General features: G+C 40.3%; 15 protein-coding genes and 2 tRNA genes. 13 read left to right on the top strand and 4 right to left on the bottom strand.

From position 1 onward, the window contains the following. Positions 1–32: 32 nt before the first annotated feature. The 10 genes from ACX3PZ_RS09980 (at position 33) to ACX3PZ_RS09935 (ending at position 13,680) form a co-directional block, all read left to right on the top strand. Positions 33–719: a DedA family protein gene (locus ACX3PZ_RS09980; RefSeq protein WP_459084277.1), complete on the top strand. Its 687-nt coding sequence runs from the start codon at positions 33–35 to the stop codon at positions 717–719. Positions 720–953: 234 nt separating this feature from the next. Next, a complete protein-coding gene (gene typA / locus ACX3PZ_RS09975; protein WP_459112689.1) occupies positions 954–2,756 on the top strand; it encodes a translational GTPase TypA in 1,803 nt (600 codons plus the stop codon). A gap of 167 nt (positions 2,757–2,923) precedes the next feature. After that, positions 2,924–4,492, top strand: a complete 1,569-nt coding sequence (locus ACX3PZ_RS09970) for a glycoside hydrolase family 10 protein (RefSeq protein ID WP_459112688.1) — start codon at positions 2,924–2,926, stop codon at positions 4,490–4,492. 152 nt (positions 4,493–4,644) lie between these two features. Further along, complete coding sequence (locus tag ACX3PZ_RS09965) at positions 4,645–4,959, top strand: RNA recognition motif domain-containing protein (RefSeq protein WP_459084274.1); 315 nt, start codon at positions 4,645–4,647, stop codon at positions 4,957–4,959. A 136-nt stretch (positions 4,960–5,095) separates the two neighbouring features. Then, on the top strand, positions 5,096–6,187 hold the full coding sequence (gene ychF, locus ACX3PZ_RS09960; RefSeq protein WP_459112687.1) for a redox-regulated ATPase YchF: 1,092 nt from the start codon (positions 5,096–5,098) through the stop codon (positions 6,185–6,187). Positions 6,188–6,387: 200 nt separating this feature from the next. Continuing rightward, positions 6,388–6,930, top strand: coding sequence for an NADPH-dependent FMN reductase (locus tag ACX3PZ_RS09955; RefSeq protein ID WP_459112686.1), 543 nt, complete (start codon positions 6,388–6,390; stop codon positions 6,928–6,930). 89 nt (positions 6,931–7,019) lie between these two features. Beyond that, on the top strand, positions 7,020–8,111 hold the full coding sequence (locus ACX3PZ_RS09950; RefSeq protein WP_459112685.1) for an AI-2E family transporter: 1,092 nt from the start codon (positions 7,020–7,022) through the stop codon (positions 8,109–8,111). Positions 8,112–8,425: 314 nt separating this feature from the next. Beyond that, positions 8,426–10,312, top strand: a complete 1,887-nt coding sequence (locus ACX3PZ_RS09945) for a DNA topoisomerase IV subunit B (RefSeq protein ID WP_459084270.1) — start codon at positions 8,426–8,428, stop codon at positions 10,310–10,312. Between the two features lie 71 nt (positions 10,313–10,383). Further along, entirely contained in the window at positions 10,384–12,966 is a 2,583-nt protein-coding gene (locus ACX3PZ_RS09940; protein WP_459084269.1) for a DNA gyrase/topoisomerase IV subunit A, read from the top strand. 57 nt (positions 12,967–13,023) lie between these two features. Further along, entirely contained in the window at positions 13,024–13,680 is a 657-nt protein-coding gene (locus tag ACX3PZ_RS09935) for a rhomboid family intramembrane serine protease (protein ID WP_459084268.1), read from the top strand. Positions 13,681–13,694: 14 nt separating this feature from the next. Here ACX3PZ_RS09935 and prmC read toward each other — a convergent pair whose 3' ends face one another. The 3 genes from prmC to ACX3PZ_RS09920 are packed head-to-tail and all read right to left on the bottom strand — an operon-like array spanning position 13,695 to position 15,974. Continuing rightward, complete coding sequence (gene prmC / locus ACX3PZ_RS09930; protein ID WP_459084267.1) at positions 13,695–14,546, bottom strand: peptide chain release factor N(5)-glutamine methyltransferase; 852 nt, start codon at positions 14,544–14,546, stop codon at positions 13,695–13,697. A gap of 11 nt (positions 14,547–14,557) precedes the next feature. After that, positions 14,558–15,316 carry a peroxide stress protein YaaA gene (yaaA, locus tag ACX3PZ_RS09925; protein ID WP_459112684.1) on the bottom strand — a complete coding sequence of 253 codons (759 nt, stop codon included), beginning with the start codon at positions 15,314–15,316 and terminating at the stop codon, positions 14,558–14,560. A gap of 43 nt (positions 15,317–15,359) precedes the next feature. Further along, complete coding sequence (locus tag ACX3PZ_RS09920) at positions 15,360–15,974, bottom strand: L-threonylcarbamoyladenylate synthase (protein ID WP_459112683.1); 615 nt, start codon at positions 15,972–15,974, stop codon at positions 15,360–15,362. Between the two features lie 90 nt (positions 15,975–16,064). Between ACX3PZ_RS09920 and ACX3PZ_RS09915 the strand changes: the two genes are divergently transcribed. The 3 genes from ACX3PZ_RS09915 (at position 16,065) to ACX3PZ_RS09905 (ending at position 16,989) form a co-directional block, all read left to right on the top strand. After that, positions 16,065–16,137: transfer RNA gene (locus tag ACX3PZ_RS09915), tRNA-Met, on the top strand. A gap of 28 nt (positions 16,138–16,165) precedes the next feature. Beyond that, positions 16,166–16,238, top strand: a tRNA-Met gene (locus tag ACX3PZ_RS09910). Between the two features lie 55 nt (positions 16,239–16,293). Continuing rightward, positions 16,294–16,989, top strand: coding sequence for a class I SAM-dependent methyltransferase (locus tag ACX3PZ_RS09905; protein WP_459112682.1), 696 nt, complete (start codon positions 16,294–16,296; stop codon positions 16,987–16,989). A 54-nt stretch (positions 16,990–17,043) separates the two neighbouring features. Here ACX3PZ_RS09905 and rfbC read toward each other — a convergent pair whose 3' ends face one another. Then, on the bottom strand, positions 17,044–17,589 hold the full coding sequence (rfbC, locus tag ACX3PZ_RS09900) for a dTDP-4-dehydrorhamnose 3,5-epimerase (RefSeq protein WP_459084263.1): 546 nt from the start codon (positions 17,587–17,589) through the stop codon (positions 17,044–17,046). Positions 17,590–17,773 lie beyond the last annotated feature (184 nt).

Raw genomic sequence — 17,773 nt, 5'->3', positions numbered from 1 at the left:
ATCAGTATTTTTGCACTTGTAATAACAAGGCTATGGAATTTATACAAACGGTTTTAGACTTCTTTCTAAATTTAGACCAGCATCTCTTCACTATGATTATTGAGTATGGGGTCTGGATTTATCTTATTTTATTCCTTATCATTTTTGTGGAGACGGGCCTTGTTGTGATGCCCTTTTTGCCAGGGGATTCTTTGTTGTTTGCAGCCGGTACTTTTTGTGCAGGTGTAATCGGCGCTACAGGGGAAACTGCAAGTTTGAACTTATGGCTCGTACTTTTTATTTTACTCGTCGCCGCCATTCTTGGCGATACCTGCAATTATTTACTAGGTGAAAAATTGGGTCTTAAGATGCTTAATTGGAAAGTAAAAGGAAAACCCGTGGTAAATCCTAAATACATTGAACAAACGCAAGAGTTTTATGAGAAGAACGGACCTAAAACGATTATTATTGCGCGGTTTGTTCCCATTGTAAGAACCTTTGCTCCCTTTGTGGCCGGTATTGGATCTATGCATTATTCTACATTTATTCGGTATAATATAATCGGTGGCTTTGTTTGGGTGGTCGGACTAACGCTGATGGGGTACTTTTTCGGGAACATTCCTTTTGTACAACAAAACTTTGAGGTGGTGATCTTTGGGATTATTGGACTCTCACTACTTCCGATGGTTTGGGAGTATATTAATATGAAGTTTCTGAAAAAAAAGTCAGAAGTTCAATAAAAAAATGCAAGGACTAGATTTTAATTCTGGTCTTTTTGCATACAATGCCTACCCATAGCAGTTTGGAAACTATTGCCTCGATATTCGGAAAGGCTGAAAAATAGTTATGTTTTCGAAGATTTTTGTTCTGAAACCTTAAGGTTAAGATTTTAATATTAAGGAAAAATTATTTTTTTAAGTTTTTTTTATCAAATTGATTAAGATTCCTTACTTTTGTGGCGTCAAAAAATGAATATGCAAAACATTAGAAATATTGCGATTATCGCACACGTTGACCACGGTAAAACTACTCTGGTTGATAAGATCATCCATGCGACCAGTGTATTTAGGGAAAACCAAGAGTCTGGTGAGCTAATCATGGATAACAATGATTTGGAAAGGGAGCGTGGAATCACGATTCTTTCTAAAAACATTTCTGTTACTTACAAAGACACAAAGATCAATGTAATTGATACCCCTGGTCACGCCGATTTTGGTGGAGAGGTAGAAAGAGTACTTAAAATGGCAGACGGTGTGGTTCTTTTGGTAGACGCATTTGAAGGGCCCATGCCCCAAACTCGTTTTGTACTTCAAAAGGCATTAGAACTTGGACTAAAACCGATTGTGGTTATTAATAAAGTGGATAAAGACAATTGTCGTCCTGAAGAAGTTCACGACAATGTATTCGATTTGTTCTTCAATTTAGGAGCGACGGAGGAGCAGTTAGATTTTCCAACCTTTTACGGTTCTTCAAAACAAGGATGGTTTAACACCAGTCTTACGCCAGGAGATACAATTCTTCCCCTACTTGATGGAATCCTTCAGTATGTACCGGAGCCAAAAACAGAGGAAGGTAGTGTGCAAATGCAAGTAACTTCACTTGACTTTTCTTCTTTCTTAGGGCGTATCGCCATTGGTAAGATTGCAAGAGGAGTCATCAAAGAAGGCATGTGGATTGGTCTTGCGCAAGAAGGCGGCAAAATAATCAAAGGAAAGGTAAAGGAACTTTATGTTTTTGAAGGTCTAGGAAAGAAGAAAGTATCCGAAGTATATGCAGGAGATATCTGCGCAATTGTTGGTTTTGATGCTTTCCAAATTGGAGATACGTTCGTAGATCTTGAAAACCCAGAGCCATTGGCTAGGTTGACGATCGATGAGCCGACTCTAAACATGACGTTCTCTATCAACAATTCCCCTTTCTTCGGGAAAGACGGGAAGTATGTAACATCCAACCACCTTAAAGAAAGATTGGAAAAAGAGCTTGAGAAAAACCTTGCCTTAAAAGTTCAACAGACTGACGATGCGAATACATTCCTTGTCTTTGGTAGAGGTATTTTACACCTTTCCGTGCTTATCGAAACGATGAGACGTGAAGGATATGAGATGACCATTGGTCAGCCTCAAGTAATTCTAAAAGAAATTGACGGAGTGAAATGCGAGCCTTATGAAAGTATGGTGGTTGACGTTCCAGAAGAATATGCAAGCCGTGTGATTGACCTTGCCACTCAACGTAAAGGAGATCTTCATATTATGGAGACGAAAGGTGAGATGCAACACTTAGAATTCGAAATCCCTTCTAGAGGATTAATCGGATTAAGATCACAAATGCTTACCGCTACTGCAGGGGAAGCGATCATGGCTCACCGTTTTGCAGAATATAAACCATTCAAAGGAGCGATTGCAGGGAGAGGAAACGGAGTGCTTGTTTCCAAAAATCAAGGACCTTGTACTGCGTATTCAATTGAAAAACTTCAAGACCGTGGACGTTTCTTTGTGGATCCAGGTGAAGAAGTGTACATGGGAATGATCGTGGGGGAACAAAACAAACCCGGTGATCTTGTAGTGAATATTGTAGAAGGGAAGCAGTTGAACAACATGCGTGCTTCAGGAAAAGACAAAGACGGAAATATTGCCCCAAAAATTCTACTCTCCTTAGAGGAATGTATGGAGTATATCCAATCTGACGAAGCGATTGAAGTGACACCGAATTTCATTCGTATGAGAAAGAAAGTACTTTCTGAAGAAGAAAGAAAAAGAAACGATAGAATGGCGAAATAAGAAAGCTACTCTATATCATAAATAGAAATCGTCCCGAATGAAATTTCGGGACGATTCTTTTTTTGTCTATGGGTAAGAATGAGCACGATCCCCAGACCTTTTGACCCCAAATGTTTAAAGTGTGTTAAAATACACACAGAAGTCCGTTTTTCTATTATTTTTGCCTCATGAAGAATTTCTCCCCTAAATTGTGGTTTTTTGTAGTTGTAAGCGCTTTTTTCCTAATAGGCTGTGCGACTCAAAAAGACCCCAAACAACCTCCTGTAAAAAAAGAAATTGTAAAAAAAGAAATAAAGCCGCAAGAGCCTAAACCAAAGAAAGTTCCGCAAGTGGTGCTGCCGGAAGTGAAGCGAGAGTTTAGAGCGGCCTGGATTGCCACGGTGGCAAATATTAATTGGCCGTCCAAAAACAATCTATCGGTAGCGCAGCAAAAGACAGAAGCTCTTGAAATTCTAGATCGTTTAAAGGAAGCGAATTTCAATGCGGTGGTTTTTCAAGCTCGACCTTCAGCCGATGCATTTTATCAGAGTGATCTTGAACCTTGGTCCTATTTTCTTACCGGAGAGATTGGGAAGGCCCCAAGTCCTTATTACGATCCTTTAGAGTTTTGGATAGAAGAGTCACACAAACGAGGAATGGAGCTGCATGTTTGGCTTAACCCTTACCGAGCTCATCATACAACGGGTGGGAAATTAAATTCTAAGAGCATTGCTAGCACCATGAATAAAGTCACGTATCGACTTCGCAATGGCATGTACTGGATGGATCCTTCAGATCCCACCGTACAAGACCATACGGCCAAAGTGATTCGGGATTTAGTGGAAAGGTACGACCTAGATGCGGTTCATATAGACGATTATTTCTATCCGTATAGAGAATACAATGGTGGAAGAGATTTTCCAGATCAAAAACTATACGCTTCCTATCTTGAGTCGGGAGGGTCTTTAAGCAAACCGGATTGGAGACGTGCGAATGTAAATAAATTTATTAAAAGGATTTATCACGAGATAAAGGAAGAAAAAGCTTGGGTTAAATTTGGCATCAGCCCTTTTGGAATTTGGAAACCAGGATATCCTGCGGGCATTAGTGGAACAAGTCAATACGACGAACTTTATGCGGATGCAAAACTATGGTTAAACCAAGGGTGGGTTGATTATTTCTCCCCTCAACTGTATTGGAAAGAAGAAGGTCCCCAGCGCTTTAGTGCGCTACTTAGTTGGTGGGAGGCTGAGAATACCCAAAACAGGCATTTGTGGCCAGGACTCAATACCATTGGAATCAAAGGAGTGGACGACAAACCGACTGAGATTCGAGGGCAGATGAGTACCATACGTCAAATCATGGGGAAGGATGCGGGAGAAATTCATTACAGTGTGGATGGCCTATTAAAGAATGGAGAAATGTATTCTGTGATTCAAAGTGCCTATCGACAACCTGCGTTGGTTCCTGTCTCGCCATGGATCCCTTCGGATAAACTTTCGAGGCCCTTAATTGAAAGTACTCTCAATGGAGGTGTAAGCGTAAAGCTGAGTTGGAATACAAATCCGGGGGAATCCGTTTCCCAATGGGTTCTTTATACTCAATATGGTAAAGATTGGGAGTATGAAATTCTAGAAATGGATACAAAAGTAAAAGTGCTTGATTTGAATCGTTCTGGCGAAAAATTACACGCTGTTGCTCTTAAATCGGTCGATCGATTGGGTAATCTCTCCCCTTATGTTCTTCAAATGTACTGAGTAGCAGGTAATTAATAAATTAAAATAAAATTTCATCAATTGAATTTTAATTGTATCTTGCAGCAAATTATTTAATGAGAAATTCAATCAATGTTCATACGTCCGTTTGTTGGTTTCCACTTAATTAATCAACACTATTTATTTTTTTTATTATGAACATTTTTATTTCAAATCTTAACTACAACACAGTTGAGTCTGAGTTACAATCACTTTTCGAAAACTACGGAACAGTGGACTCTGCAAAGATTATCATGGACAGAGAAACGGGAAGAAGCCGTGGATTTGGATTCGTTGAAATGCCAGAAAACGAAGAAGCGTTGAAGGCTATCGAGGAACTTAACCAGAGAGAATTCAAAGAAAAAGTACTTAACATCTCAGAAGCTAGACCAAAAGAGCAAAAGCCAAGAGGCTTCGGTGGTGGCGGTGGCTACAACAGAGGTGGAGGAGACAGAAGAAGAGACTGGTAATTCACTAGTAACTTATAAGAAAGCTTCAGGAAACTGAAGCTTTTTTTGTGCTTAAAAATCGTATCTTTGCGCACTTTAGTATTTTATAAACCTGAGCTTTGGTTAGGAGCCAAGCTCGCTATTACACACTAAGAATATGAAATGTGGTATCGTAGGACTTCCCAATGTGGGCAAGTCAACCCTTTTTAACTGTTTGAGCAATGCCAAGGCACAAAGTGCTAATTATCCTTTCTGTACAATCGAACCTAATTTAGGAACCGTTTCCGTACCGGATACTCGACTTGTAGAGCTTGAAAAGCTTGTGAATCCAGAACGAGTCTTGCCTGCAGTTGTAGAAATTGTGGACATTGCAGGACTTGTAAAAGGAGCGAGCAAAGGAGAAGGTCTGGGAAATCAGTTTCTAGCCAATATTAGAGAGTGTGAAGCCATCTTGCATGTTCTTCGATGCTTTGACAATGGAAATATTATTCACGTGGAAGGTTCTGTAGATCCACTAAGAGACAAAGATATTATAGACATTGAACTTCAACTAAAAGACATTGAGACAATCTCAAAATCAGTCGATAAAGCGAAGAAATTCATTAAGTCAGGAAAGAAGGAAGATATTCTTGTTTATGAAACTCTAAAAGAACTTCAAGAGTTTTTGGAAAGTGGACGCAATGCAAGAGAGTTTGTGACAAATGATTTAACGCAGCCTATTATTGACGAAGTACAATTGCTTACGAAAAAGCCCGTGCTTTATGTTTGTAATGTCGATGAGAATTCCATTAAGAATGGGAACGAATGGATTGCAAAAATCGAAGCGATGGCTGAGCAGGAAAATGCGGAGGTTGTTGTTTTAGCAGCGCAGATAGAGGCGGATATTAATGAACTAGATACCTTTGAAGAAAGACAAATGTTTTTAGAGGAGTTAGGATTAACCGAACCTGGAGTTAACCGTCTGATTCGTAAAGCTTATGAACTACTTCAACTGCAGACTTATTTTACGGCAGGTGTGAAAGAAGTAAGAGCTTGGACCATTGGAAAGGGATGGACCGCGCCACAAGCCGCGGGTGTTATCCATACAGACTTTGAAAAGGGTTTTATCCGTGCCGAGGTAATTAAATATGAAGATTTTCTAAATTACGGTTCGGAAGCCAAAGTGAAAGAAGCTGGAAAGATGGGCGTAGAAGGAAAAGAATACATTGTGAAAGACGGAGATATTATGCATTTTAGATTTAATGTGTAATTAACGAGCATCACAAGAAAGAATAGACAAGGCTATCTACGAACAAGTGGGTGGCCTTTTTTTTATATCCAAACTCAATTTTCTTTCTATATTTTTAGTTTTATCTTTTATTTTAAAAAATGAAACTATCTTTAATGCAATTTCTGCGCTTAGTCACAAGATTGATTTCGTAGAAGATTTACTCACTAAATAAATATTTTATGGCAAAAAAAATTGCAGTCTTGGTCGGGAGTTTGAGAAAAGATAGTTTTAATCGCAAAGTTGCGATGCAGGCCATGGAGCTTGCTTCTGAGAATCTAGAATTGGAACTCATTGAAATTGGGGATCTTGTTCACTACAATGAGGATTTAGACAAAAGTGAACCACCCAAAGCTTGGGTCGATTTTAGGAAAAAAATTAAAGACGCAGAAGGCTATCTATTCTTTACGCCTGAGTACAATCGATCTGTCCCAAGCGCCCTGAAGAATGCACTTGATGTAGCTTCACGACCTTATGGAAAAAATGCATGGGCTGGTAAGCCTGGAGCTGTGGTAAGTGTTACCCTTAGTGCGCTAGGTGCCTTTGGGGCAAACCATGTTCTTAGGCAATCGATGGTATTTTTAGACGTTTATATGATGCAGCAACCGGAAGCCTATATAGGCAAGGCCAGCGAATTATTTGAAAAAGATGGTACGATGGTCGAGGGTACGAAGAAGTTTTTGCATTCCTTTATGGATGCCTTTGAAAAATGGGTCATGCGCTAGAGATAATCTTTTGATTAAAGTGAAATGAATTCGAATGAAGAATCGAATTCATTTTTATTTGGAGTAAATTTGATAAAATTTTCAGGTCGATGAATCTTATTTTTAAAGAGAGAACCATTCAAAAAGCATTAGTGATTGGCTCGGCATTGCTACTGTGCTTTATCCTTTTTGAATTAAAGTATTTTGTAACGGGACTTTTAGGATCCATTGCGCTGTACGTAGTGTGTCGAGGTATTTTTCTCAAATGGATTGAAAAATACCATTGGCCTAAAGAATTTGCAATTTGGGTGATGCTTTTGCTTATCGTGGTGTGTTTTGGTGTTCCCGTTTGGCTAATGCTTGAGTTATTGATTCCCAAAATAAACGAGATTGTTCAGCATCCGCAGAAAATGATCCAAAGCTTTGATCCGGTACTTGCCTATATTGAATCGAATGAGTTTATCCAACGCTTCGATTTTTCAATTAGTCAAGATCAAATTCTTGCAATCGTTAACAAAGTGCTTGGGTATATTCCTTCGACTCTTAATTGGGTGGGACAGTTTTTCGCCAATATATTTGTTGCTCTATTTATTCTCTACTTTATGCTTTCGAGCAATCGCTCGATGGAACGGGGTTTAAAAGAAGCACTTCCGTTTTCGCCTGTAGGCAAAGACTATTTTGTGAAAGAGAATTTAGCCCTTATTCGCTCTAATGCGTATGGTGTTCCAATTCTCGCATTTAGTCAGGGGGTGATTGCAGTCCTAGGTTTCAGCCTGTTTGATGTGCCGCAGCCGGTGTTTTGGGGACTTTTGACGGCGATTGCCTCTGTGATACCTGTGGTGGGAACGATGCTTATTTGGGTTCCGGTTAGTGTATACCAAATTGCGACCGGAGACCTTCAACAGGGACTCCTATTGGCTCTGTATTGTTTCATTTTTGTAGGGGGAATTGATAACGTTCTTCGTTTTACACTTTTGAAGAAAATGGCGGACATACATCCTCTAATTACCGTCTTTGGTGTTTTGCTAGGGCTTCAGCTTTTTGGTGCCATGGGGCTTGTTTTCGGACCTTGGCTTCTATCCATTCCATTTATCTTGTATAAGATCTATAGAATCCAAAAAGACGAGCCATCTTTTCTCACTTCGGATTCCGTTTTGGTCTGCGGGGAGCAAGAAGAAGATTCCTCTTTGGAGCAAATCTAGCGAATTGTGTGTCGTTTAGCAGATCAAAAGAGGGATTTAGCAGCGTGAGCAATTTTTGCCACAAACAATTGGCTCCACGTTCGAAGTGTCTTGAGTCCAGGTTCATCGAGTCATGTCGTGAGCTTTTCATGTCCGCTCGAAGAGCAGGGGGTGAAAAGGAGCGAAATTGCATCTTTTTTGCTATAGATTAGAGCAATTTCACAAAACTTTTCCACAATATTTTAAATTTCGTTTTCAATTCATTATTTTTGGAAGTTAGTGGCTAGTAGAAGGTTTTTGCCTTTTTCGGCTGCTGGTGAATAGATTCAATAACTATGATAGAAAACAACCAAGTTCAATATACCGAAGACAACATCCGTACACTGGAATGGCAGGAGCATATTCGCCAGAGACCCGGTATGTACATTGGGAAATTAGGAGACGGTTCTTCTGCGGACGATGGTATCTACATTCTTCTCAAAGAAATTATTGACAACTCGATTGATGAGTTTGTCATGAAATCGGGTAAAAGAATTGAAATCAAGATTGACGAAGGAAAAGCTTTAATTCGAGATTACGGTCGTGGAATTCCACTTGGAAAAGTAGTGGATGCAGTTTCCAAAATGAATACAGGAGGGAAATACGACTCCAAAGCTTTCAAAAAATCGGTAGGTCTAAATGGTGTAGGAACCAAGGCGGTGAATGCCTTGTCTGATTTTTTCCGCGTACGGTCGATTCGGGATGCTCAGGTAAAAGAAGCTACTTTTTCGAAAGGAACCATTACGCATGATTTGCCTATTGAGCCTAGTGCCGAACGTGCTGGAACTGAAATTTCATTTGTACCTGACCATGAGATATTTCCAAATTTCAAATTCCGGAAGGAGTACATCGAGCGCATGCTTCGGAACTATGTTTATTTAAATCCAGGACTAAAAATTATATTTAATGGGGAGACTTTTTATTCTGAAAATGGATTAAAGGATTTACTACAAGAAGAAATCGAAGGGGAGATTTTATACCCCATCATTCACCTGAAAGAGGAAGATGTTGAGATCGCGATTACGCATAGCGATAAATCGCAATCAGAAACTTATTTTTCTTTTGTCAACGGACAAAATACAACCCAAGGGGGAACCCACTTAAATGCATTTAAAGAAGCCTATGTAAAAACGATTCGTGAGTTTTTGAATAAAAATTACGAAGCGGCTGATATTCGAAAATCGATTATCGCTGCGGTTTCCATTAAAGTCATTGAGCCTGTATTCGAATCTCAAACCAAAACCAAGTTAGGTTCCAATGACATGGAACCAGGGAAGGAATCGGTTCGAAGCTTTTTGAATAATTTTCTAAAAAAGGCACTTGACAATTATTTGCACCAAAACCAGGAGACTGCGGAAGCGGTCCAAAGGAAAATTTTGGTGTCAGAAAGAGAGAGAAAGGAACTCTCAGGGATTCAAAAATTAGCAAGAGAAAGAGCGAAGAAAGTTTCTTTGCACAATAAGAAATTAAGAGACTGTCGTCAGCATTACAACGATCAAAAGGCGGTTCGCAAGGCAGAAAGCCAGATTTTCATCACGGAAGGGGATTCCGCTTCCGGGTCCATTACGAAATCTAGGGATGTGGAAACTCAGGCTGTATTTTCCCTTCGTGGAAAGCCTTTGAACTCCTACGGACTTACCAAGCGTGTCGTGTATGAGAATGAAGAGTTCAATTTACTCCAAGCCGCTCTTAACATTGAAGACTCCCTAGAAGATTTACGCTACAATCAAGTGATCATTTCAACCGATGCTGATGTGGACGGAATGCATATTCGATTGCTAATGATTACCTTTTTTCTTCAATTCTTTCCCGATCTTATCCGAAATGGACATTTGTATATCTTACAGACTCCTTTGTTTAGGGTAAGAAATCGAAAGGAAACTCGCTATTGTTACTCCGACCAGGAAAGAATAAAAGCGCTTAACGAGCTGGGTAAAAATCCAGAGATCACTCGATTTAAAGGTCTAGGAGAGATTTCCCCTGATGAGTTTAAACACTTTATTGGGAAGGATATCCGACTTGAGCCTGTGGTGCTAGGCAAAGACCAAACCATTGAGCAATTGCTTGAATTTTACATGGGGAAAAACACACCTGATCGTCAAAATTTTATTCTTGCGAACCTGGTAGTGGAGGATCCTGACATTGAAAAGAAAGAGCAATTGGAAGATGAGGTCGTCGTATAGAGCACTGTAAGTGAAGTGAAAAAAGAACAAAATAATCAGACATAAGTTGCTTTAACGAAGCATAAAAACGAATGACAGAAGAACAGTTAAACGAAGGAGAAAGCCTAAAGAAAGTTTCCGGTCTTTACAAAGATTGGTTTTTGGATTACGCATCCTATGTGATTTTGGACCGGGCCATACCCTCCGTTTTTGATGGGTTTAAACCCGTTCAAAGACGTATTATGCACTCCATGCGAGAATTAGAGGATGGTCGTTACAACAAGGTAGCCAACATTGTCGGCAATACCATGAAGTACCACCCTCACGGGGATGCTTCCATCACCGATGCCATGGTTCAAATTGGGCAAAAAGATTTGCTTATTGATACCCAAGGGAACTGGGGGAACATCTTCACAGGAGACTCCGCTGCAGCGGCTAGGTATATTGAAGCTAGACTTACGCCTTTTGCTCTTGAAGTGGTTTTTAATCCGAAAACCACGCATTGGGCAAAATCCTATGACGGTAGAAATAACGAACCGATCGACCTTCCCGTAAAGTTTCCACTGCTTTTAGTACAAGGAGTAGAAGGGATAGGTGTAGGACTATCCACTAAAATATTACCTCATAATTTTAACGAATTAATCCAAGCTTCCATTTCCTATTTGAAAGGAAAATCGTTTCAAGTGTTTCCTGACTTCATCACGGGGGGAATGCTCGATGTTTCTGAATATAATGATGGAGAGAGAGGGGGCAAGGTGAGAGCAAGAGCTCGGATCGTCCACAAAGAAAAAAACATTCTTTCCATTACTGAGCTTCCTTATTCGAAGAACACGAGTGATTTAATAGACAGTATTGTCAAGGCCACAGAGCGTGGGAAAATCAAGATTAAGAAGATTGAGGATAACACATCAGATAAAGTAGAAATCCTAATTCATCTCCATAGCGATGTGTCTCCAGATAAGACCATTGACGCGCTTTATGCATTTACGGATTGCCAAGTTTCGATCTCGCCGAATGCCTGCGTGATTGTAGGGGACAAACCGATGTTCCTAAACGTTTCTGAAATTCTTCGCCGAAACACGGACCATACGGTTTCTTTGTTGAAAAGAGAACTTGAAATTGAACTGCATGAACTTCAAGAAAGTTGGCATTTTGCTTCTCTTGAACGGATTTTTATTGAGAATCGAATTTACCACGATATTGAAGAGGTGAATTCTTGGGAAGAAGTTCTTCAGACCATTGATATGGGACTTAAACCTCACACGAAGCATCTACTAAGAGCCGTGAGCCAAGAGGATATTTTAAAGCTAACAGAGATTCGAATTAAACGCATTTCCCGATTTGACTTAGATAAATTTAAAGAAACCATTGCTTCTCTTGAGGAGCGGATCGAGAAGTGCAAATTTAACTTGGAGAATCTGATTCCTTATGCGATTGATTACTACCTAGGGATTCAGAAAAAATACGGAAAGGACCGTGTACGTCAAACGGAAATCCGCGTATTTGATACCATCGATGCAACCAAAGTAGCCGTGGCCAATGAGAAGTTTTACGTAAACCGAGAGGAGGGCTTCATTGGAACTTCCCTTCGAAAAGACGAGTACTTATTTGACTGTTCTGACATTGATGATATTATTGTCTTTCGCAAAGACGGGACGATGAAGGTGATGAAAGTAGAGGCGAAAACGTTTGTAGGACGCGATATTTTACATGTCGGAATTTGGAAGAAGAATGACCAAAGAACGGTGTACAATACGATTTACCGACAAGGGAAGTTAGGACCTTATTTCATGAAGCGTTTTGCAGTCACTGCGGTCACTCGAAATACGGATTACCCACTGGCCTCCGATGAAAAAGGCTCAGAGCTGCTTTATTTTTCAGCGAATCCAAATGGAGAGGCGGAAACTGTAAGCGTGGTGTTAAAGCCAAATGCAAGAATACGCAAGAACAAAATCGATATTGATTTTTCCGAACTGGCCATTAAGGGACGTAATGCAAAAGGGAATTTGGTTACGAAATACATGGTGAAAAAAGTGGAAATGAAAGAGGAGGGAGTCTCTACTCTTGCCCCAAGGAAGATTTGGTTTGATCCAACCGTGAGACGACTTAATGTCGATCATCGAGGAGAGTTTCTTGGGAATTTCAAAGGAGAAGACAAGATTTTAACCATTAATGCCCAAGGCGAAGCAAGGCTGGTTTCTTTTGATTTGATGAATCGATTTGATGACGAATATCTAGTGCTAGAAAAATGGAATCCTTCGCAAGCCATCAGCTGTATCTACTTTGACGGCGAAAAGCAGATCTATTATATCAAGCGATTCCTCTTTGATAATGTGGCCGGTGTTCAGCAATTTATGCCATCGGAACATCCTAAGTCTTTTATTGAACATGTATTCACCGGTTCTGGAGCCACGGCAACCCTTAAGTTTGCGCAAGAAAAGGGCAAGGAAAGAGAAGTTGAAACGATAGAAGTCGATGCGTTTATTTCCATAAAAGGAATAAAGGCCATTGGTAATCAATTAACTAAAAACAGAATAAAAAGCATTGATCTTGAATTTCCTCCAGAGCCTGAAGAGCCTGAAATGATCGTAGAGGAGCCTGAGAGTGATCTGCATTCTGGCTCTGAGGACCAATCGCTAGAAGAAGGAACGATTGGATCTCTTTTTGAAGACTAAGACCCTGCTTTTTCGGGACCTTTACAAAATGGCCGAAGGGCCTAAATGAAATAATTTATGAGCGTAGTGTTAATTGGGATTATTGCAATCACCGCCCTAGTGAGTTACATGGGGTTTACAAATGGACAAATCTTTGAAAAATACAAATTCAATGTTTCTGCCATAGTACAGAGAAAAGAATACATTCGGCTTCTTTCTGCAGGTTTTTTACATGCAGACTGGATGCATTTCTTTTTCAATATGCTTACGCTCTACTTTTTTGGTCCAATCGTGGCCCAAGCATTCGGAGAGATGGGGCTTATCGTGGTTTATTTTGGCTCAATCCTTCTAGGGAATTTGTTTTCACTCTACCTTTACCAACATCAAGGATGGTACTCCGCAATTGGCGCGAGTGGGGGAGTCTCTGGAATCTTGTTTGCCGCCATTGCGGTTTATCCGCAAATTGGTATTTATTTCTTTTTTATACCGATTCCTATTCCAGGGTATATCTTTGGTCTTCTGTATTTTTCCTACTCCGTTTATATGATGCTAAATCCGAAGGCAAACGATAACATTGGACACGCTGCCCACCTTGGGGGTGCCTTTTTAGGACTCATCTATTCCGTCATGCTGATGCCCCAATTGGCACTAACCAATTGGCGCTATTTGCTAATCATGGCCATTCCACTGCTGTATCTGTGCTTCGAAATTTTTGTACGAAAAAAGAAGATGTAACAGAGAAAGAACCCTTATTTTTTACCGATAATGAACCGGTCGTTTCCAGAAAGATCTTGGATTAATTTTACTTCCGAAAGGAGGGATTGGTAAAGTTCTAAGGTTTGGTTACCTAGCTTTTGGTTGATCTCAAGAAAGAGATAACCACCGGCATTTAAATACCGATTAACAAGACTAGCGATCCGTTTATAGAATATAAGTGGATCACTGGTAGGAGAAAACAGCGCGATGGTCGGTTCAAAATCTTTTACACTGTGGTCAATTTCATTTTGCTCCTCGATTCCTATGTAGGGTGGATTGGAAAAAATCACATCAAAACTTTGCTCTAAATCTTCTGAGAGAATGTCTTTAAGTAGGAAGTTGATTTCTGTTTTGTGCCTCTGCGAATTTTCTTTTGCGACCTCTAGTGCACCTTTGGAGATGTCCAGTGCATGCACCTTGGCTAAAGGAAAATTTTTACTAAGTACGATGGGAATTACCCCTGATCCTGTGCCAATGTCAAGTAGTGAGAATTCCGTTTTTCCAAGGGAGGTACTTTTTAATTCAAAAAGGGCAAGTTCGATAAGTTCCTCGGTTTCAGGTCGCGGAATGAGAACTTGGTCGTTCACTTTAAATTCAAGTCGATAAAAATCGGTTTTTCCAAGGATTTGTTGGTAGGGTCTACCCGTTTTGAGTTCTTTTAGAATCTCTCGGAAGGATTCGGTATCGGAAACCTGGATTTCCATCAATAAAGAACTTCGAAGCGCTATTGAATTCAATTCAAGAACCTCATAGGCCATGATTTTAAATAGCTCCTCAATTTGCGACTTGTCATAAAGCCTTTGAAGTTCAAAGTGAAATTCCTGTTTAAGGTCGCCTACTGTCATAATACCAAGGGCTAACGCGTAAATACAAATTTGGAGGACGTGGAAAGTTCCGTATCAAAGCGATAGCCTTCCAGGTTAAAAGCTTGCACTTCGTTTAGCTTCTTAACTTGGTTCTGAGCACAGTAGCGGACCATCAAACCGCGCGCGTGTTTTGTATACACGACAATCGTTTTAGGTTTGCCCGATTTAAGTTCATAGAATTCAAAATCGATTACAGGAGCTTTAAGTTCTTTAAGGTTTAAGGCTTTAAAGTATTCTTTGCTCGCCAGGTTTAGAATCACATCTCGTGAATGGAGCTGCTTATTTAGTTCCTGAGTCAGTTTTTCGCGCCAAAACTGATAAAGATTCTCGTAATTATCAAATTGAAAAGGTCTTCCCATTTCAAGACGGTAGAGCATGATGCGGTCGGACGGTTTTAAAAGTCCATATAAACCCGAAAGAATGCGATAGTTCTTGTTTAAGTACTGTAAGGACTCATCGTCTAGCGACTGTGCATCGAGACCTCTATACACTTCGCCTGCAAAGGCAAAGAGAGCGGGGGCACTTTGTTTGGAATTCGGTGAAGAATTCCATCTTTGATTGCGCTCCCAATTATCATGGGCCAAATTGGAAGAGATTTCCATTAATTCCGATAAAAATTTCGGAGATTTCTCTTTTAAATGGGATTGAATAAGGGTAGCCTCTTGAATAAATTTGGGTGTGGAGGTTCTTGAAAACCCGCCCACCTGCTCAAGGTTCATAAGTTTAGCAGGGGAGGTTATTAGCTTCATAATAGATCGAGAATTTCTGACAATTAATTAAATTTACTTGAAATTAAGCGAGTTGACCCTTGCCTTCTCTTATAATTTCCGGTTCACCAGAGGTGAGATCCACGATGGTGGAGGCAATGTTGTCTCCGTATCCAGAATCGATAACGAGATCCACCAGATGGTCGTATTTTTCTGCTATTAATTCGGGGTCTGTGGAATATTCTAAAATTTCATCTTCGTCTCGAATAGAGGTCGAAGCAATGGGGTGGCCTAGTTTCTCTACTAGCATTTGAGGTACTATATGATCCGGTACCCTAATCCCAATCGTTTTTTTTCCTTTGTACGCAAGTGGTAAACTTTTGTTTGCTTCTAAAATGAAGGTGAAGGGGCCGGGTACATTGTTCTTTAAGATTCTGAAAACCGAGGTGTCAATAGGTCTTGTGAAATGCGAAAGGTGGCTTAAGTCGTTGCAGATAATCGAAAATTGAGATTTTTCTAACTTAATTTTCTTAATCTGTGCCAATTTCTCCATGGCTTTTAAATTGTTGATGTCACACCCTAGAGCATAGATCGTATCCGAGGGATATATAATTAACCCTCCCTTTTTCAAAGTGTTAACTACTTCTGTAAGTAAGTTTTCTTGTGGATTGTCGGGGTAAATCTTAAGTATTTTTGCCATACAACAAAGGTATTAAAATCTGCGCACTCTTTGAATGTTAATTTTGTCTTTGCAGTATTGGGTTAATTTCGTATATTTGCAATCCAATATCGCGGGGTAGAGCAGTAGGTAGCTCGTCGGGCTCATAACCCGGAGGTCGCACGTTCGAGTCGTGTCCCCGCTACAAAGGCCTTTTAGGCATTAAGATACATCGCGGGATAGAGCAGTAGGTAGCTCGTCGGGCTCATAACCCGGAGGTCGCACGTTCGAGTCGTGTTCCCGCTACTACGAGAAGAGGATCATTTTTATGATCCTCTTCTTTGCTTTTGATCCTTTACTCATGATAGATTTACCTGGACGTGCCATTTTAGATTATTTTCAAGGCAATAAGAAGACTCGACTTTATGTTCACGATCGTTTTGGACCTCGTGTGGAAATGCCCATTTCCATGTATTTCAGAGGGGTAAGGGCGATGCCTGAACTGGAACTAAAAGCGTTAGAGCAGGTGAAGGGAGAAGTCCTTGAAATTGGAGCGGGAGCTGGATCCCACGCCCTGGAATTGCAAACGAGAGGTTGCACGGTGCATGCTTTAGAAATATCTCCTTCTTCATGTGACGTGATGACTCAGCGAGGCGTAAAGACGGTTATCTGTGAAGATGTATTTGAGTATTCTGCACAAAAATACGATACGCTACTTCTTCTTATGAACGGGATCGGACTTTGTGGATCGCTCGAAGGATTTGATAAGTTTTTGCAAAAGGCAGAATCCCTTCTAAGACCCGGTGGGCAAATTGTTTTTGACTCTTCCGATATCGACTATATGTATGCTTATACTCGTAAGCCCTCCTTTTATTATGGACAGGTAGAATGTGCCTACCAATACGGCAAGGAAATCACCCCTTGGTTCCACTGGCTTTACATTGATTTTTCAGCGCTTAAAAAAAGAGCACTTTCCTTAGGATGGAACACTGAATTCTTGTTTGAAGATGAGCATTACCAATATTTAGCAAAACTCACGAGACTTAGTGAGTCTTAAGTCTTAGCTACGATCTTTGACCGCGAGGGTACTTGTGAAAGGAAAATAATACACTTAAAATTCAGTACTTGAAAAGAGTGGGAGTTGCTCATCTTTTTGGGAAATGATCACCTTTTCTGTAGGAACTCTCCAGTCAATTTCAAGAGTTGGGTCGTTCCAAAGTAAGCCGCCTTCCGATTCTTTATTGTAATAATTATCGCACTTATAGGCGAAAACGGCCGAGTCACTTAACACGGAAAATCCATGCCCAAATCCTCTAGGAATGTAAAATTGAAGTTTGTTTTTTTCGGAGAGTTCCACTCCATACCATTTGCCGAATGTGGCAGAGTCTTTTCGTAGGTCTACTGCCACGTCCCAAACGACTCCTTCTAAACAGGAAACGAGCTTGGCTTGGGCATGTTTTTCTTTTTGCCAATGGATTCCTCTCACGACCCCATAGGTGGATTTAGAAACGTTGTCTTGCACAAAATGGCCCTTCATTCCTGTGAGCTGCTCAAAGCGAGACTGGTTGTATTTTTCATAGAAATAGCCTCGTTCGTCTTCGAAGAGGGTGGGTTCGATAATAAAGCAGTCTTCTAGTGGTGATTTGACAAGTTTCATTGTGCAGTCTATTTGAACTTCATTTTTTGAAGGGGTTTTTAGAGAATAGACCTTTTCCATTTTCGAGGGAAGGGTTAATTCCAGTTCTAAAACGCAGGCGTAAAAGTACTCATTTTTCTAGAAATTTAGCAAGGGAGCAGAACGGTAAAAAAAAGCTGTCACAAAAATTGATTCTGGACAGCTT

The sequence above is a fragment of the Chryseobacterium sp. A321 genome, from assembly GCF_054489265.1.
Note: the sequence above shows the minus strand (reverse complement) of the source record. Positions and strands in the feature narration are given on the sequence as shown.

Coding starts and splice junctions, on each gene's coding strand:
- rfbC (WP_459084263.1), bottom strand. CDS start 17,589: ATGAAACTTGTCAAATCACCACTAGAAGACTGCTTTATTATCGAACCC.
- ACX3PZ_RS09970 (WP_459112688.1), top strand. CDS start 2,924: ATGAAGAATTTCTCCCCTAAATTGTGGTTTTTTGTAGTTGTAAGCGCT.
- ACX3PZ_RS09950 (WP_459112685.1), top strand. CDS start 7,020: ATGAATCTTATTTTTAAAGAGAGAACCATTCAAAAAGCATTAGTGATT.
- ACX3PZ_RS09965 (WP_459084274.1), top strand. CDS start 4,645: ATGAACATTTTTATTTCAAATCTTAACTACAACACAGTTGAGTCTGAG.
- ACX3PZ_RS09945 (WP_459084270.1), top strand. CDS start 8,426: ATGATAGAAAACAACCAAGTTCAATATACCGAAGACAACATCCGTACA.
- ACX3PZ_RS09955 (WP_459112686.1), top strand. CDS start 6,388: ATGGCAAAAAAAATTGCAGTCTTGGTCGGGAGTTTGAGAAAAGATAGT.
- typA (WP_459112689.1), top strand. CDS start 954: ATGCAAAACATTAGAAATATTGCGATTATCGCACACGTTGACCACGGT.
- ACX3PZ_RS09980 (WP_459084277.1), top strand. CDS start 33: ATGGAATTTATACAAACGGTTTTAGACTTCTTTCTAAATTTAGACCAG.
- ychF (WP_459112687.1), top strand. CDS start 5,096: ATGAAATGTGGTATCGTAGGACTTCCCAATGTGGGCAAGTCAACCCTT.
- ACX3PZ_RS09920 (WP_459112683.1), bottom strand. CDS start 15,974: ATGGCAAAAATACTTAAGATTTACCCCGACAATCCACAAGAAAACTTA.
- prmC (WP_459084267.1), bottom strand. CDS start 14,546: ATGACAGTAGGCGACCTTAAACAGGAATTTCACTTTGAACTTCAAAGG.
- ACX3PZ_RS09935 (WP_459084268.1), top strand. CDS start 13,024: ATGAGCGTAGTGTTAATTGGGATTATTGCAATCACCGCCCTAGTGAGT.
- ACX3PZ_RS09905 (WP_459112682.1), top strand. CDS start 16,294: ATGATAGATTTACCTGGACGTGCCATTTTAGATTATTTTCAAGGCAAT.
- ACX3PZ_RS09940 (WP_459084269.1), top strand. CDS start 10,384: ATGACAGAAGAACAGTTAAACGAAGGAGAAAGCCTAAAGAAAGTTTCC.
- yaaA (WP_459112684.1), bottom strand. CDS start 15,316: ATGAAGCTAATAACCTCCCCTGCTAAACTTATGAACCTTGAGCAGGTG.